The following is a 16,509-nucleotide window of genomic DNA, read 5'->3' on the forward strand; positions in this document are numbered from 1 at the left end:
GTACGGACCCCGGGCGGGCTCAGCGGCGGCGTACGGCCACGAAGCGCACCGGGATCCCCGGGACCGCCTGCGCGGCCGCGGGGAGGTCGGTGGCCCGGACGACCGCGACCACCGGGTATCCCCCGGTGGTCGGATGGTCGGCGAGGAAGACGACCGGACCGCCGTCGGGAGGCACCTGGACGGCACCCAGCACCATGCCCTCGCTGGGGAGTTCGCCGAAGACGGCCCTCTCCAGCGGGGGTCCTTCCGTGCGCAGGCCGATGCGGTTGCTCGCCGACGACACCCGGTAGACGCGGGTCGTGAGCGCCCGCAGGGCCGACGCCGTGAACCAGTCCTCGCGCGGACCGAGGGTCACCCGCAGGACCAGTTCGGCGGGCGGCGCCCCGAGCGCGGCGACGTCCACGCGCGCGTGAGGAGCGCCGGGACTCCCCAGGGGAAGCACCGCGCCGTCCGTGAGGGGCGGCGGGCCCAGCCCCGAGAGGAGGTCCGTGGAGCGGCTGCCGAGTACCGGTTCGACCGCCACGCCCCCGGACACGGCCACATAGCTCCGCAGCCCGGCGCGCGCGGGACCGACGTCCAGGAGCGCCCCCGCGGGCACCAGGACGGGAGCCCCCCACGCGCGCGGGCGACCGTCCACCGTGACCGCGCACGGTGCCCCGGTCACCGCGACGGTGACCGCCGAACGGGGGCGCAGCGCGCAGCCGTCGACCGTCGTCTCCAGCACGGCCGCCCCGACGGGGTTGGCGACGAGCCGGTCGGCCAGCGCCGCCGCGGGGCCGTCGAGCGCTCCGGAGCGCGGTACGCCGAGGTGCGCGTGGCCGGGGCGCCCCTGGTCCTGGACCGTGGTCAGGATCCCCGCCCGTACCACCACGAGGGCCCGGTCGCTCATGAGCACTCCACCGGTACGAAGCGGACGCGCGCGCCGGGGGCCAGCAGCGCGGCCGGCTCGCGCGCGTGGTCCCACAGCACCGCGTCCGTCGTGCCGATCAGCTGCCAGCCGCCGGGCGAACTGCGCGGATACACCCCCGTGTACGGGCCCGCGAGCGCCACGGAGCCCGCGGGCACCGCCGTCCGCGGGGTCGCCCGGCGCGGCACGCCGTACCGTGCCGGCAGCCCCGTGAGGTAGCCGAAGCCGGGCGCGAACCCGCAGAAGGCGACCCGGAATCCGGCCGCCGCGTGGATCCGCGGCACCTCGTCCACCGGCACCCCCCACAGGGCCGCCACGTCGGCCAGATCGGGCCCGTCGTACCGCACGGGGATCTCCACGGCGTCCTCCGCCCGCGCGGGCAGTGGGGCAATCCTCCAGGCGGGCAGCCGCTCCGCCAGACCCGCCGGGTCGTCCAGTCCGTCCAGGAGCACCGTGCGGGCCGCAGGGACGATCTCCCGTACGGACAGCGACCCCTCCGCGCGGCGCCGCAGCAACTCGGCGTGCAGGGCCTGGGCGGCCTCCCCCGAGGAGACCTCGACGAGCAGCGCCCCCTCGCCCACGGGCAGGACCTTCACACTGTCGCCGACGGGCACCGCGCCGGTGCCGTCGCCGACCGGCCGAACCGTCATGCGAACGCCTCCACGCGCACGCCCGACGACTCGAGCCCGGCCCGCACGCGGCGGGCCAGGTCGACCGCGCCCGCGGTGTCCCCGTGCAGGCACAGCGACCGCGCGCGGACCGGGACGCGTCCCCCGGAGTGGGACGTGACCACCCCGAGGCGGGCCAGGCCCAGCGAGCGTTCCACGACCGCGTCGACGTCCGTGATCACCGCGCCGTCCCGGGTACGCGGCACCAGAGTGCCCTCGTCGGTGTACGCGCGGTCCGCGAACGCCTCGGTGACGACGGGCAGTCCGGCCCGCTCGGCCACCTTCAGGAAGCGCGAGGACGGCAGACCGAGGACGGGCAGGGCGACGCCCGCGCCGGCGAGCACGACGCCGTCGACGACCGCCGCCGCCTGCTCCTCGTCGCGCACGACCCGGTTGTAGAGCGCGCCGTGCGGTTTCACGTAGGCCACGCGTGAGCCCGCCGCACGGGCGAAGACCTCCAGGGCGCCGATCTGGTAGGCCACTTCGGCCGCCAGCTCGTCGGGCGGCACGTCCATCGCGCGCCGCCCGAACCCCGCCAGGTCACGGTAGGAGACCTGGGCGCCGATCCGAACGCCCCGCTCGGCCGCGAGCTCGCACACCCGCCGCATGGTGGCCGCGTCCCCGGCGTGGAAGCCGCAGGCCACGTTGGCGCTGGTGACGACGGACAGCAGCTGCTCGTCGTCGGTCAGCCGCCAGCGGCCGAAGCCCTCGCCGAGATCGGCGTTGAGATCGATGCGGGTCATGAGCCGCCGTCCCTCCTGTTCCGGCCCTCTCAGGCCACTCGGTACTGCTCGTCGCGGGTGTCCGTGAGGAACATCCGCCCCGGCGCGTGGGTGATCGCGAACGGCGGGCGGGACGCCATCACGGCCGCCTGGGGCGTCACTCCGCACGCCCAGAACACCGGGATGTCGTCCCGGTCCGCCGTCACCGGATCGCCGAAGTCCGGGCGCGAGAGGTCCTCGATGCCCAGGACCGACGGCTCGCCGCAGTGCACCGGGCTGCCGTGCACGGCCGGCAGCAGACTGCTCTCCCGGATCGCCGCGGCCAGGTGTTCGGGCGGCACGGGACGCATCGACACCACCATCGGGCCGCGCAGCCGGCCCGCCGGGCGGCACTGACGTGCCGTCACGTACATGGAGACGTTGCGGCCCTGCTCGATGTGGCGCATCGGGACGCCGGCCGAGCTCAGCGCCCACTCGAACGTGAAGCTGCAGCCGATCAGGAAGGACACCAGGTCGGACCGCCAGTACGCGACGACGTCCGTGGGCTCGGCCACCAGCGCGCCGTGCTCCCACACGCGGTAGCGCGGCAGGTCGGTGCGCAGGTCCGCGCCCGCGGCGAGCGGAGTCGTCCAGGAACCGGCGTCGGTGACGTCGAGGACGGGACACGGCTTCGGGTTGCGCTGGCAGAACAGCAGCATCTCGTACGCCCAGTCGGCGGGCACCGAGACGAGGTTGGCCTGGGTGTGGCCCGCGGCGATCCCGGCGGTGGGGACCGACAGTCCGGAACGGAACCGCCCACGCGCCTGGACGGGGGTCCACGCGCGCGCGTGGAGGGCGCCATCGGTCTCCAGGAGGCCCGGGGGGCGCTCCTCGGTGAGGACCGCCGGCCGCACCGGGGTGGTGTCCTTCACGACAGCTCCCGGCCACGCGTCTCGGGAAGCCCGAGCAGGGCGACCGCGGCCAGCGCGTATCCGATCGCGCCGAACACCAGCGCGCCGCCCACCCCCCAGCTGTCGGCCAGGAAGCCCACCGTGGTGGGGAAGGCCGCGCCGACCGCGCGTCCGGTGTTGTACGTGAAGCCCTGACCGGTGCCCCGCACCGCCGCCGGGTACAGCTCGCTGAGGAACGAACCGAAGCCGCTGAAGATCGCCGACATGCAGAAGCCGAGCGGGAAACCGAGCACCAGGAGAAGGGTGTCGGCGCCGACGGGGATGTTCGCGTACGCCAGGATGCACACCGCGGAGAGGACCGCGAAGAGCAGGATGTTGCGCTTGCGGCCCAGTCTGTCGGTGAGCAGACCGCCGGTGAGGTAACCGAGGAAGGCTCCGGAGATCAGGAGCGTCAGATAGCCCCCGGTGCCGACGACGGTCAGTCCGCGTTCGGTCTTCAGATACGTCGGCACCCAGGTGGCCAGCGTGTAGTAGCCGCCCTGGACACCGGTGGAGAGCAGGACCGCGAAGAACGTGGTGCGCAGCAGGCCCGGCGCCTCGGGCGTACCCGGCTTGAAGATCGCGGCGAAGGACCCCTTGTCCGCGCTCCTCTCTCGGACCGCGGCCGCCTCGGGGGCGTCCTGCACCCGGCGGCGGACCCACACCACGAGCAGCGCGGGCAGCGCGCCGGTCCAGAACATCACGCGCCAGGCGATGTCGTCGTCGAGGTACTGGAAGACCAGGGTGTAGACGACCACCGCCAGACCCCAGCCCACCGCCCAGGCGCTCTGGACCGCGCCGAGCGTGCGCCCCCGGTGCCGAGGGCTCGCGTACTCGGCGACCAGGATCGCGCCGACCGCCCACTCGCCGCCGAAACCGAGCCCCTGGAGGGCGCGGAACACCAGCAGCGTCTCGTAGTCGGGCGCGAAACCGCAGGCCACGGTGAAGACCGCGTAGGTGATCACGGTGATCATCAGTGCCTTCACGCGTCCGACGCGGTCCGCGACCACACCGGCGACCGCGCCGCCGATCGCGGAGACCACCAGCGTCACCGTGGTGAACAGGCCGGTCTGGCCGCTGTCCAGACCGAAGTACGCCGCCAGGGCGACCATGCTCAGCGGCAGGGTGAAGTAGTCGTACGAGTCGAGGCCGTAGCCGCCGAACGCGCCGCCGAAGGCGCGGCGGCCGCGCGGGCCGAGCGCGCGCAGCCAGCCGAACGCGCCTTCCTGGGAGGGGGATCCACCTTCGACGGGTGGAGTGCCGGTTGTCCGGACCTGGGACGGAGGGGTCGTGCTCATGGGCACCTCGCAGTGAGGGACGGAGAGTGCTTGAGGACTGAGCCGTGCCGTGCCGTGCTGGAGCGGTGGGCGCCCGGCGGTGCGAAGGGCGGTGCGCATGGCGTGTGCGGCCGTTGTGCACCGGTGCACAACGGTGTGCGCGGGCGGTGGTGCGGTGGGCGCCTGACCGACAAGGTAGAGGATCGTTGAACGATCCCTCAATACTCATGTTGTTCCGTTCTGGCGCCTGCGGTTGAATTCCGGGCATGGCAGAGCTGACGGAACTGGCCTACGACCGAGCCCTGTTGGGGCGCACCAGCACCGCCGAGCGGGTCTCGGACATCCTGCGGAGCCGGATCGCCGAGGGCTTCTTCCCACCGGGGACCCGGCTGTCCGAGGACAGCATCGGCGGCGCTCTCGGCGTCTCACGGAACACGCTGCGGGAGGCGTTCAGGCTGCTCACGCACGAACGACTGCTGGTGCACGAACTCAACCGAGGGGTCTTCGTGCGGGTGCTCACCGTCGAGGACGTCGAGGACATCTACCGCACCCGCGCCCTCGTCGAGTGCGCCGTCGTCCGCGGGCTCGGTGAGCCGCCGTACGCCGTGGAGGGACTCGGCGGAGCCGTCTCGGCAGGGCAGCGCGCGGCCCGCGAGAGTGACTGGAAAGGAGTGTCCACCGCCAACATCCACTTCCACCGCGAACTGGTCGCGCTCGCCGGCAGCGCCCGCACCGACGAGGTGATGCGCAGCGTCTTCGCGGAGCTGCGCCTGGCCTTCCACGTGGTGGACGACCCCCAGCGGCTCCACGAGCCCTACCTCGCGCGCAACGACGAGATCCTCCGGACCCTCCGCGCGGGCGACCGGGACGGCGCGGAGCGCCTTCTCGCGGGTTATCTCGGCGACTCCCTGAAGGGACTCGTCGAGGTGTACGCGCGCCGCGTGGCGGACGCGGGACCGGGCGCCGGCTGACCGGGAGCGCGTGCGGCGGGCGGCGCGGGCGTGCTCCCGGGGTGAGCGATGCGCGGTCGCCCGGGGTGGGACGTGGCGGAGGCGGGCGTGGGGCGCCGGAGACGCCTGCACCTCCGCCCGGGATGCGTGCCGCGCCCGGCCGCGCCGGCTCACGCCCGACGGCGGCGGGCAGGGGACCGGCCCGGGGCACGCGGTCCCGCCGGAACGGGACCCGCGCGCCGGCGGTGAGGCGGGTGCGCGGGGCGCCTGCCGGGCGGGGTCGTGGCGGCGCCGGGACGGCCGGTCGCTTCTGCGCCGTTTCGACCGTTGTCAGACCGAGGACCTAGTCTGGGCACCGTGACATCGCGTGTATCGACGGACAGCGCTCCGCCCCAGCTCAGCGCGGCTGCGCGCCCGGCCCCGGGTCCGGCCGCCGACGAGGGCCTGGCGCGGCGGCTGCGCGCCCTCGCCTGCACCGCGCCGCTGCACGACCTGGACGTGCGCAAGGCCAACCTCGCGGGTGAGTACACGGTGTACGGCATGGCCGAGGTCGCCCTCGCCGCCATCGATCTCGTCACACTGAACATGGACTTCGACACGGGCGCCGATCACGACCAGATAGTGGCCAGGCTCATCCCGCGGATCGCCGCCCAGGCCCCGCGCCGCCCCGTCGTCGAGCACGAGCGCGTGGGCCGCTGGGTCCTCGAGAACCTGATCAACGTCGGCAGCGTCGACCGGGGCTTCCGGGCCGTCTACGGCACCTTCGCCCCCGACGGCACGTACGTGCGCCGCGACTACGACTTCAAGCTGATCGAGGAAGTGCCGGGCTACGGAGGGACCGTCTACCTCCGGGCGACCGACGAAGCCGTCAACGTCCTCGTCGGCGCGCTGGACACCGACGTCACCAGCGCGCAGATCGCCGCCGAGGTGAAGCTGGAGGTCCTGATCAGCCGCGGCAGGCTGGCCGACGCCCAGCTCGCCGCCGAGCAGGCCCGCTACCGGACCGTGCAGTACGCGGAGACGCTGCGCAAGGCCCTCGACGCGACCCGGCGCAACGTGCGGGCCGTGGACTGGCTCCAGGCCGTGCCCGACATGATCGCCGAGGCCCTGGACCACGTCGCCGACCGCTACCGCCACGAGAACGCGATCCTCACCAACATCCGCAAGGCCCGGGACGAGTCCGAGGACCCCGAGCAGAAGCGGCGCGCGGCCGAGCTCGTCGACATCGTCAAGGACTGCATCCGCAGGCACACCCAGCTCCAGTCCCGCCTCCTGGAGGCCGGCCCGCTGTTCCGCGCCGAGCAGGACCGGCAGGCCTTCGGAACGCCCATGACGACCTCGGGGATCGATCTCTACGGACACCTGGTCGCCCCCGTGCTGCCCCTCCCGCTGGAGCGGGCGCTGCGTGTCACCGACGCCTTCTTCGCACGCGGGACGGGCCTGCGCACCCCCGTCGCCGTACGGGTCGCCGACCTCGTCGACATTCTGCTGACACCCCCGCTGGAGCGGGAGCACCTCGGGGCAGAGATGCCCGAGCCCGACCTGATCGCCACACCGGACGACAGCCGGTTCAGCGACGAACAGCTCGCCTCCGCCATGGAACTGCTGAACCTGGCCCCCGACGCGCCGCGCCGCCTGTCCGGGCTGCTCGCGGAGGCGCGCCGCCGGGATCCGGAGCTGCCCTATCTGGTCGCTCTCCTCGCGGTCCACGCGGCGAGTCCGCCGGTCGGCACCGCCTACCGGCAGGGCGAGGAGCGCCTGCTGTTCTCCGTGGACGACGGGACCGAGCTGGACGATCCGGAATTCGGCGGGGCCGACCTGATCGTCGGCATGGCCCTCCTCGACGCGGCCGGGATGAAGGCGGGCCGGGCATGAACGGTCCGCCACGGAGCCTCGGGGACTTCGGGGACCGCGGGACGCCGACCGCGAGGCCAGGCCGTCCGACCCCGCTCCGCCCGCCCCCGCCGCCGGGCGTGACGTCCCGGCCCGGTGCCGACTGCCGGGCCTGTGCGACGAAGCCCCGCCCCACCGGTCGGAGAGCCCCGCACGGGGCATCGGCCCCCACCCGTGTCCGTACCCCCGTCCTTCCGAACAAGGAGCCGCAGTCGTGACCGAGCACGTCGAGTGGAGTGAACCGGAGGCCGCCGCCGCACCGGTGAACGCCCCCGTCACCCCTGCCGACGCCGCCGACGCGGCGCGGCTGGTGGCCTTCGGGCTGCAGCCCAAGCTGCAGCCCGCACGCGACCAGGAGTACGCCGAGCTCCTGCGCCGCTATCGCGAGGACCCGCCGTTCGCCCGGCTCGCCGACGCCGTCGCCGCGGGTCTCGGGCTGATCGTCCTGGAGGTGTCCCCGCGCGCGGGGATGGCGGTCACCGCCGCCGAGGACTCGGTCTTCGCCGTCCGCATGGGCGACTACGCGCGTCGGGCCTCGGCGGACTCCGGGGACCGCTTCCTGCACGGACTCGCCCATCTCGCCGTGTCCGCCCTGGCCTTCCCCCGCCCCGAGGACCTCGCGGACGACGGGTACATCGGGCGCGTCTCGGTCAACGGCGTCGACGCCTTCGTACGGCAGGCCTGCCGACGCCTGGAGGAGCGCGCCGAGGAGACCGGCGAGAACACCGACCCGGCGACCGACGCACCCGGCCTGGAGGCGGCCTGGCGGATCTGGGCACGGCGCAGCTCCACCGGCGCCACCAAGGACGCGCGAAGACTGGCCGGCTCGACGACCGGCATCATCGCCAAGGCCGTCGCCTTCCTCACCGAATCCGGGTTCCTCCAGCGCACCGGCGACGACGCCGGCGGCACGTACCGCACGACCGCCCGCTATCAGCTCCAGGTCCGCGACATGGCGGGCAGCGCGGCCATGGCCGAACTGCTGGAACTGGGCGTCGTCCCGGTCACCGACGGCACGGCGACGCTGCTGCCCGCCGAGGACGGCGAGGACCTGGAGCTGGCGGCCGGAGCCGGACTTCCCTTCCACTCCTGACGCCGCCGGACCGCCGGCCTCGCCCCCCCACGACCGCACCTCCCCTCACGACTACGAGAGTCCGCCGCCATGTACGAGCTGTCCCGGGTCCGCCTCTACTCCATCGGGCCCGCCGGTGCGCGCTACGCCGACACCGTTCTGGACCTGCGCGGTGTCGGCGAGCCCGTTCCGCACCCCGCGCCGACCCAGGCGGAGTTCTTCCAGGAGGAGCCGGTCGGCCCGCCGCGCCGGCCCGCGCCCGCGGGTGTGCTCTTCCTGGAGAACGGCGGCGGCAAGTCGGTCCTGCTCAAGCTGATCTTCTCCGTGATGCTTCCGGGCCACCGCAACACCCTGGGCGGCGCCAGCTCAGGCGTGCTGCGCAAGTTCCTGCTCGCCGACGACTGCGGGCACGTCGCGCTGGAGTGGCAGCACACACTGACCGGTGAGTGCGTGGTGGTCGGCAAGGCGAGCGAGTGGCGCGGGCGGCAGGTCTCCAACGACCCGCGGAAGTTCGCGGAAGCCTGGTACTCGTTCCGGCCCGGCCCGGGACTCAGCCTGGACAACCTCCCCGTCGCGGAGGCCACCACCGTACGGCCGCCCGTCGAGGGCGTCTCCGGCGCGCAGGGACGGCGGCGCACCATGAAGGGCTTCCGCGACGCGCTCACCGAGGCCGGCAAGACCTACCCCCACCTCGAAGTGCACTGGGAGGAGATCCACGACCGCTGGAACGAACACCTCGGCGACCTGGGACTCGACCCCGAACTCTTCCGCTACCAGCGGGAGATGAACGCCGACGAGGGCGAGGCGGCCGGCCTCTTCGCGGTCAAGAAGGACTCCGACTTCACGGACCTCCTGCTGCGCGCCGTCACCGACACCCGCGACACCGACGGGCTGGCCGACCTGGTCAGCGGATTCGGCAACAAACTGGGCCGCCGCGCCGAACTCATCGCCGAGCGCGAGTTCACCGCCGGTTCGGCGGACCTGCTCGGCCGGATCGTCGACGCCGCCGAGGGCCGGGCCCGCGCCCGGGACATCCACACGGGTGCCGAGCGGCGCACCCGGACACTGGCCCGCCGGCTGTCCGCGCGAGCCGTACGGGAGCGGGTGCGCGCCGGTGAACTCGCCCAGCGCGTCACCGCCGCCGCGTACGCCGTCACCCATGCCGAGGGCGCCCGCGAACGCGGCGCGCTGATCGCCGCCGAACTCGCCTACCGGCACGCCTCGCTGGCCCTCGCGGGCGCGGAGAAGTCGGCGGCGGCGCAGAAACGCGAACTCGCCGACGCGCGCACCCTGCACGCCGCCTGGCAGGCGGCCGAACTCGTGCTGCGGCACCGGGCCGCCGCCGACCGCTCGACCCGGGTCGCCGACGCGATCCGCGAGGCCGAACGGGACGCCGCTCCCGCGCTCGCCGCCCGGGCCAGGGCCGCCGCCGACCTCGTCCGTGCCCTGCACCGGGCCGCCGAAGGAGCGGAGTCGCTCGCCAACGAGGAGGAGGAGCGGTCAGCGGCCCTCCAGGAGGTCGGCGAGACGGCGCACGCCGACGCGACGGCCGCCGCCACCGCCGCGCAGCGCGCCCGCAGCGAGGTCGGTCACCTGCGGCAGCGCCTGACCGAGGTCGAGCAGGAGACCGCCGAGGCGGTCCGGGCAGGCTGGCTCGACGACAGCGCCCCCGACGCCGACCCGGCGCGCGCCGCCCTTGCGGCCAGCGACGCGGAGAAGACGGCCGTCGCCGCCTGGGACACCGCCCGCGAGGCCTCGCGGCGTGCCGCGGACCAGGCACGGGAGGCGGCGTCCGCCGAGTCCCGTGCCGAGCTGACAGCCGCCCGCGCGGCGGACGCGGCCACGGCCGCGGAGCGGTCGTACGAAGCCGAACGGCGTACGGCGGAGGCGCTGGCGCAGGAGCAGCGGCTCGCGGACCTGCTCAGCCTGCCGGACGCCGACGCCCGCCGCGACGTTCCGCAGCCCCGCCCCGAAGAGGAGCCCGACGGCTCCCCGCTCACTCCCGAGGAGCTCGACCGGTACGCGGACGAACTCCACGCACTCCTCGACGAGGGGGTCGCCTCCGCCGAGCGCCAGCTGTTCGAACTGCGGACCGCCGCGGCCGACGACGCGCGCATCCTCGGGGCGCTCGGCGACGGCGGACTGCTGCCGCCCGGCCCGGACGTCCTCGCCACCGTCGAATACCTGGGTGAGCACGGCATCCCCGCGCTGCCCGGGTGGCGTTACCTCGCGCAGGCCGTCGACCCCGTCGACCACGCGCGGGTGCTGGCCGCCCGGCCCGAGCTGGTCGACGGCGTGATCATCACCGACCCGGACACCCACGTGCGGGCGCGCGAGGCGCTCAGCGAGGCGGCGCTGCTGCCGCGCTCGGCGGTGGCCGTCGGTACGGCCGCCGCCCTGCTCGCACCGACCCCGGCCTCCGGCACCGGAGACGGCGACGTCTTCCTCGTACCGCCGAACCCGGCCATGCACGACGAGCACGCGGCCGACGAGGAACGCCAGACGCTGCGGGCCCGCACCGGACTGCGGGACGAGGAGATCCGCACCCTTGCCGCCCGCCTCGGCAAGGACCGCGAGCTGGCCGCACGGCTCGCGTCCTGGCGGACCGGCTGCCCGGCCGGGCGGCTCGCCGAGCTGGCCACGACTGCCCGGGACGCGCGCGGCTTCGCGCAGGAGGCGGAGGCGGAGCTGACCGAGGTCCGTACCGTCCGGTCCGAGGCCGACGAGACCGCCGCCGACGCCGCCCATGTACGCGACGAGCGGCAGGAGGCCGCGCAGAAGGCCCGGCGCGCCGCCGACGCCCTCGCCGGGCTCGCCTACCGGCTGCGCGAGCGCGCCGGCTGGCAGGTCAAGGTGCGCGAACTCGCCGACGAGGCGGCCGAGTCGGAGGCCCGGGCCCAGGTGTGCCTGGAACGCGCCCGCGCCGCCGACGAGGACCGCCGCGGCGCCCAGCGCGCCGCCGACGATGCCCGCCGCACGGCCCGCGCCCTGCGCGCCGAGCGCGCCGAGATCGCCGGCGCCCCCGACGACGTGTCGCAGGACGAGACGGCGGCGAAGGCCTCGCTGCCCGCCCTGCGCGAGGCGTACCGGGCCGCGTCGCAGCTCTACGAGAAGGTGGGCGTCGGCGCCGACCTGCGAGCCGAGCAGGCACGGGCCGAGAGCGACGAGAGCGGGGCACTCGCGGAGCTGGACCGGCTCAGCAACAAGGTGCGCACCCGCGCCGCGCAGCTCCTGGAGTCGCCCGACGGCTCCGACGGCCCCTCCCGGCAGGCCGCCGCGGCGCGCGCCGAGGAACTGGTGCAGCTCCTGGAGACCAGGATGTCGACCGCGAGCGAACAGCTCGGGCGGCTGCGCGGCGAAGCCGAGCGGCACGCCCCCGAGGACGGCGAGGCGCACACCGAGCTGGCACGGGACAGGGTCCCGGCCGACGCCGAGCACGCGCAGGTACTGCTGCGCACCGCCACGACCGAACTCGCCTCGCGCACCGAGGCGTTGAACCAGGCCCGGGACTCACACGCCGAGTTCCTCGACGCCCACCGGTCCGCCGAGGACGCGGCCGGCGGCTTCGACGAGACGTCCGCCCTGCTCAGGGACCTGATCCGTGAACACGTCGAGGAGGAGCAGGAGGAGCAGGAGCCCTATCCCGGCACGCTCGAGGAGGCGCGGAACTCCGCCGCCGAGAGCCGCCGTTCGCTGCGCGGCTGCGCCGCCGACCTCTCCGCGGCCGAGGCCGCCGTCCGCGAGGCGAGCGACATCCTCGTACGGCACGCCAACTCCACGCGCTACGAGCAGGTACGGACCCCCGCCCGGCAGCAGATCCGCGAGCTGCCCGCCTCCTCGCTGCCCGAGCACGCACAGAGGTGGGCGGACGCGTTCGCGCCCCGGCTGCGGGTGCTGACCGACGAACTGGCACAGCTGGAGCGCAACCGGGACTCGATCGTGGACCGGCTGCGCGGACTCGTCGAGTCCTCCCTCGCCACCCTGCGGTCCGCGCAGCGCCTGTCCAGGCTGCCCGAGGGACTGGGAGAGTGGTCCGGGCAGGAGTTCCTGCGCATCCGGTTCGAGGAACCCGACCAGGCCACCCTCACCGAGCGGCTGGGCGAGGTGGTGGACGAAGCCACCCGCGCGGCGGTCAAGAAGAACTCGGACATGCGCCGCGACGGCATGTCGCTGCTGCTGCGCGGGGTCGGCGCGGCGCTCCAGCCCAAGGGCATCGCCGTCGAGATCCTCAAGCCGGACGCCGTGCTGCGGGCCGAACGGGTCCCCGTCGGGCAGATGGGCGACGTGTTCTCCGGCGGTCAGCTGCTCACCGCGGCCATCGCGTTGTACTGCACGATGGCCGCGCTGCGCAGCAACGACCGCGGACGGGACAAGCACCGGCACGCCGGCACCCTGTTCCTCGACAACCCGATCGGGCGCGCCAACGCGACGTATCTCCTGGAGCTCCAGCGGGCCGTCTCGGACGCACTCGGCGTCCAACTCCTCTACACCACCGGTCTGTTCGACACGACCGCGCTCGCCGAGTTCCCCCTCGTCATCCGGTTGCGCAACGACGCCGACCTTCGCGCGGGGCTGAAGTACATCAGCGTCGAGGAGCACCTGCGTCCCGGACTTCCGCGCGAGTCGTCCGCCGGGGAGACCGTGCACACCGAGATCACGGCGACGCGGATGTACAAGCGGCCGGCGCCGATCGCCCCGTAGCGGTGCGGCAGGGGGAACCGCGGGCCGCGCACGGCGGGCGGTTCCCCCACCTGGTCAGGCGCTCGGTCAGCCGTGTGACCGGCCGCTCGACCAGCCGCGTGGTGGTCCGGGCTTCCGAGGGCATTCGGCTACGCGTCCTCCTTCAGCAGGTCGGAGCACTTCTCGCCGATCACCATGGTGGTGATGCACGGGTTCACGGAGATCAGATCCGGCATCGCCGAGCCGTCCGCGACCCGCAGACCTCCGATTCCCTTGACCCGCAGCCGCGCGTCGAGCGGCGCCAGGGCGTCGTCGTCCGCACCCATCCGCACGGTGCAGGACGGGTGGTAGACGGTGTTGTGGGTCTTGTGGATGTACTCCAGGAGTTCGTCGTCGGTGCGGATGTCCGGCCCGGGGGCCAGCTCCGCACCCGCCCAGCCGCTCAGAGCGGGCTGCGCGACGATCCGCCGGGCCAGCCTCAGCCCGTACGTCATCACCCGCACGTCGTGCTCGTGCGTGAAATAGCGCGGGTCGACCATCGGCTTGTCCCGGTAGTCGCGGGTGCGCAGCCGCACGGTGCCGCGGGACTTCGCGCGCGTGACGTTCGGGGTGAGGCAGAACGCGTTCTCCGACGTGGGGAATCCGTGCCGCGCGGTGTTCATGTCGAACGGCACCGAGCCGTAGTGGAACATCAGGTCCGGCCGGTCCAGGCCCGGTTCGGTGTCGTAGAAGATGCCCGCCTCCCACCACTGGCTGGACGTGGTGGGCATGGGGCGCTCGGCCTCCCACATGATGACGCCCTCGGGGTGGTCCTGAAGGTTCTCGCCGACGCCCGGCGCGTCCACGACCACGTCGACCCCGACCTCGCGCAGCCGTCCGGCGGGACCGATGCCCGACAGCATCAGCAGCTTCGGCGTGTCGATGGAGCCGCAGGACACGATCACCTCGCGCCGCGCGCGGACCGTCCTGGTGTGCACCAGATCCGGGTCGAGGTACTCGGCGCCGACACACCGGCGTCCCTCCAGGACCAGCTTCTTCGCCCTCACCCCCGTCCGTACCGCCAGGTTGGGCCGCTTGCCCATGACCGGGTGGAGGTAGGCGACCGACGAGGACTGACGGATGTTGTTCTCGTCGGAGTTGATCTGGAACCAGTTGGCGCCCCGGACCACCGTCCTGCCGGTGTTGAACGCCGTCGTCGGGATACCCGCCTGCGCGCACGCCTCCAGCAGGGCGGCCCCGCACGGATCCTCGCCCTTCAGTGTGCGCACCTTCACCGGGCCGGTGCGGCCGTGATGGCCGCCCGGAGCGTCGTTCGACTCCAGCCGGCGGTAGAGCGGGAAGAGCTCGGCCGAACTCCAGCCCGTGCAGCCGGCCGCGGCCCAGTCGTCCAGGTCCTCCGCGGGAGCCCAGAAGGCGATGCAGGAGTTGTGGGAGGAGCAGCCGCCGAGCACTTTGGCGCGGGCGTGCCGCATGAAGCTGTTGCCGGTGGCCTGCGGCTCGACCGGGTAGTCCCAGTCGTAGCCGGACTCCAGCAGGCCCATCCAGCGGTCCAGCCGGAGGATGTCCTCGTCGCCGACGTCGCTGGGTCCGGCCTCCAGGACGCACACGGTGACGGACGGGTCCTCGGAGAGGCGGGCCGCGACCACATTGCCCGCGGTACCGCCGCCCACCACGACATAGTCGAACTCATCGTCGCTCATGGTCCGTCGACTCCCTTCAGTCGGCCGCCGGAGCGGTGATCGGGGCCGTGGCGGCGGGCAGCAGCCGGTGCTCGTCGAGCACACGGGTGCGGTGGCGCTGGACGAACCAGTAATAGGCGAAGCCGCCGCCCGCGATGACGGCGACGAAGAGCACCGCGCCCCAGCGCAGGTACCAGTGGAACGGCGCGGCGGCGTTGTAGACCTCGGCGCGCGGCCAGATGAGGTTGACCGTCATGGCCGCGCCCCAGACCACGGCGACGATGTTGACGAGAAGGCCCCAGCGGCCGAGCGAGAACCTGCCGTCGCCCGCGGGCCGCCATGTGCCGCGCAGCCGGGCCACCAGCATCGGTACCGTCACGCCGAGGTAGGCCAGGTAGATCATGACGATGCCGATGCTGGTGACCACGGTGAAGATCTGCGGCTGGCGGATGTTCACGACGAGGATCGCGACGGCCAGGACTCCGATGATCACCGCCGGCAGCACCGGGGTCTTGAAACGCGGGCTGACCTTGGCCATCAGCGAGGACCCGGGCAGGTTGTTGTCCCGGGACATCGCGAAGGCCAGCCGGATCGCCGCCGTGTGCACCGCGAGCGCGCACACCGTGACCGCGATCAGCACGCACCACAGCATCGCCTTGCCCGCCGTCGGGCCGAGCACGTCGAGCACGATGTACTGCAGGCCCTCCGTGGACAGCTTGTCCCCCTTCAGGCTGGAGACGCTCATCAGCGCGAGCAGCAGCACCAGACCGCCCAGGACGAACGAGGCGACGATCGCGCGGATGATGGCCCGCGGGGCGTTGCGGGAGGGGTCCAGTGACTCCTCGCCGAGCGAGGCCGCGGTGTCGAAGCCGTACATCACGTACGCCGACGCCAGCGAGGCCACCAGGAACGCGCCGAGATAGCCGGTCGAGTGTCCGGTCCCCGTGCCCGCCGTCTCCGTGACCACCTGCGGTCCCCGGGTGATGTGCACGGCGAACAGCACGATGAGGACGACGGTGGCGATCAGCTCGATGAAGACACCCGCGCTGTTGATGGTGGCCATCAGCTTCACGCCGAACGCGTTGACCAGGGTCGTGAAGAGGATGAGCACCGTGGCCAGGACGACCGCGTTCGTCGCGACGTCGTACTTTCCGGTGCCGTCCCCGACGAACTGGAAGACGGAGGAGATCTGCGGGAGCGTCAGCTGGTAGGCGAGTGCCACCGCCGAGATGGTCACGATGGAGGCGGTCAGCATCATCCAGCCGGCCAGCCAGCCGAGATGCGGATTGCCTATCTTCTTCGACCAGTTGTAGACGGAACCCGCCACGGGATAGCGCGCGGCCAGCTCCGCGAAACAGAGCGCGACCATGAACTGCCCGGCGAAGACCATCGGCCAGGACCACCAGTAGGCGGCGCCGCCGCTGGCGTAGCCGAAGTAGAAGAGCTGGAAGGTGCCGGTGAGGATGGAGATGTAGCTGATGCCCGCGGCGAAGGTGTGGAAGTTGCCGAGGGTGCGCTTGAGCTCGGGTCTGTAGCCGAACTCGGCGAGTTCGGCATCGTCGTGGTGGTGTGGGCCGGACGGTTGCTCGGTCGACTTCATGAGCGGACTCCAGGTGGGCCTGGGGGGCGGGGTGAGTGAGCGGCTCGTGCGGGTGCTGAGTGTCGGGTGTCGAGCGCGGGTGCTGGATGGTGCGAGGGGAGCGGTACGCGGGCGCCAGGTCCGCGCACCGGT

The 16,509-nt window shown here is 73.4% G+C and carries 11 protein-coding genes; 4 read left to right on the plus strand and 7 right to left on the minus strand.

What is annotated here, in order from left to right; genetic code table 11:
* Positions 1–19 precede the first annotated feature (19 nt).
* Genes ACFYW7_RS21410 through ACFYW7_RS21430 form a run of 5 tightly spaced genes read right to left on the minus strand, consistent with a single transcriptional unit; the run spans position 20 to position 4,524 of the window.
* Complete coding sequence (locus tag ACFYW7_RS21410; RefSeq protein WP_389504551.1) at positions 20–889, minus strand: biotin-dependent carboxyltransferase family protein; 870 nt, start codon at positions 887–889, stop codon at positions 20–22.
* Positions 886–1,503, minus strand: coding sequence for an allophanate hydrolase subunit 1 (locus ACFYW7_RS21415; RefSeq protein WP_389504672.1), 618 nt, complete (start codon positions 1,501–1,503; stop codon positions 886–888). Before ACFYW7_RS21415 ends, ACFYW7_RS21410 begins: the two co-directional genes overlap by 4 nt.
* Before the next feature lie 50 nt (positions 1,504–1,553).
* Entirely contained in the window at positions 1,554–2,318 is a 765-nt protein-coding gene (locus tag ACFYW7_RS21420; protein ID WP_389504553.1) for a LamB/YcsF family protein, read from the minus strand.
* A gap of 29 nt (positions 2,319–2,347) precedes the next feature.
* Positions 2,348–3,208 (minus strand): putative hydro-lyase, encoded by an 861-nt coding sequence (locus ACFYW7_RS21425; RefSeq protein WP_389504555.1) that lies wholly within the window; start codon positions 3,206–3,208, stop codon positions 2,348–2,350.
* Positions 3,205–4,524 (minus strand): MFS transporter, encoded by a 1,320-nt coding sequence (locus ACFYW7_RS21430; RefSeq protein ID WP_389504557.1) that lies wholly within the window; start codon positions 4,522–4,524, stop codon positions 3,205–3,207. The genes ACFYW7_RS21425 and ACFYW7_RS21430 overlap by 4 nt, the downstream gene beginning before the upstream one ends.
* Before the next feature lie 245 nt (positions 4,525–4,769).
* Between ACFYW7_RS21430 and ACFYW7_RS21435 the strand changes: the two genes are divergently transcribed.
* From ACFYW7_RS21435 to ACFYW7_RS21450, 4 genes are all read left to right on the plus strand, one after another.
* Positions 4,770–5,474 (plus strand): GntR family transcriptional regulator, encoded by a 705-nt coding sequence (locus tag ACFYW7_RS21435; protein ID WP_389504559.1) that lies wholly within the window; start codon positions 4,770–4,772, stop codon positions 5,472–5,474.
* A gap of 336 nt (positions 5,475–5,810) precedes the next feature.
* Positions 5,811–7,328, plus strand: a complete 1,518-nt coding sequence (locus tag ACFYW7_RS21440) for a hypothetical protein (protein WP_389504561.1) — start codon at positions 5,811–5,813, stop codon at positions 7,326–7,328.
* 232 nt (positions 7,329–7,560) lie between these two features.
* Positions 7,561–8,439: a hypothetical protein gene (locus tag ACFYW7_RS21445; RefSeq protein ID WP_389504563.1), complete on the plus strand. Its 879-nt coding sequence runs from the start codon at positions 7,561–7,563 to the stop codon at positions 8,437–8,439.
* A 69-nt stretch (positions 8,440–8,508) separates the two neighbouring features.
* Positions 8,509–13,119, plus strand: a complete 4,611-nt coding sequence (locus ACFYW7_RS21450; protein WP_389504565.1) for a hypothetical protein — start codon at positions 8,509–8,511, stop codon at positions 13,117–13,119.
* 128 nt (positions 13,120–13,247) lie between these two features.
* Here ACFYW7_RS21450 and ACFYW7_RS21455 read toward each other — a convergent pair whose 3' ends face one another.
* Positions 13,248–14,798, minus strand: a complete 1,551-nt coding sequence (locus tag ACFYW7_RS21455) for a GMC family oxidoreductase (RefSeq protein WP_389504567.1) — start codon at positions 14,796–14,798, stop codon at positions 13,248–13,250.
* A 16-nt stretch (positions 14,799–14,814) separates the two neighbouring features.
* The gene (locus ACFYW7_RS21460; protein WP_389504569.1) at positions 14,815–16,377 is read right to left on the minus strand and encodes an APC family permease; all 1,563 of its coding nucleotides are present in this window, start codon (positions 16,375–16,377) and stop codon (positions 14,815–14,817) included.
* Positions 16,378–16,509 lie beyond the last annotated feature (132 nt).

It is taken from the genome of Streptomyces sp. NPDC002580 (genome assembly GCF_042889485.1).
Taxonomy (GTDB): Bacteria; Actinomycetota; Actinomycetes; order Streptomycetales; family Streptomycetaceae; genus Streptomyces.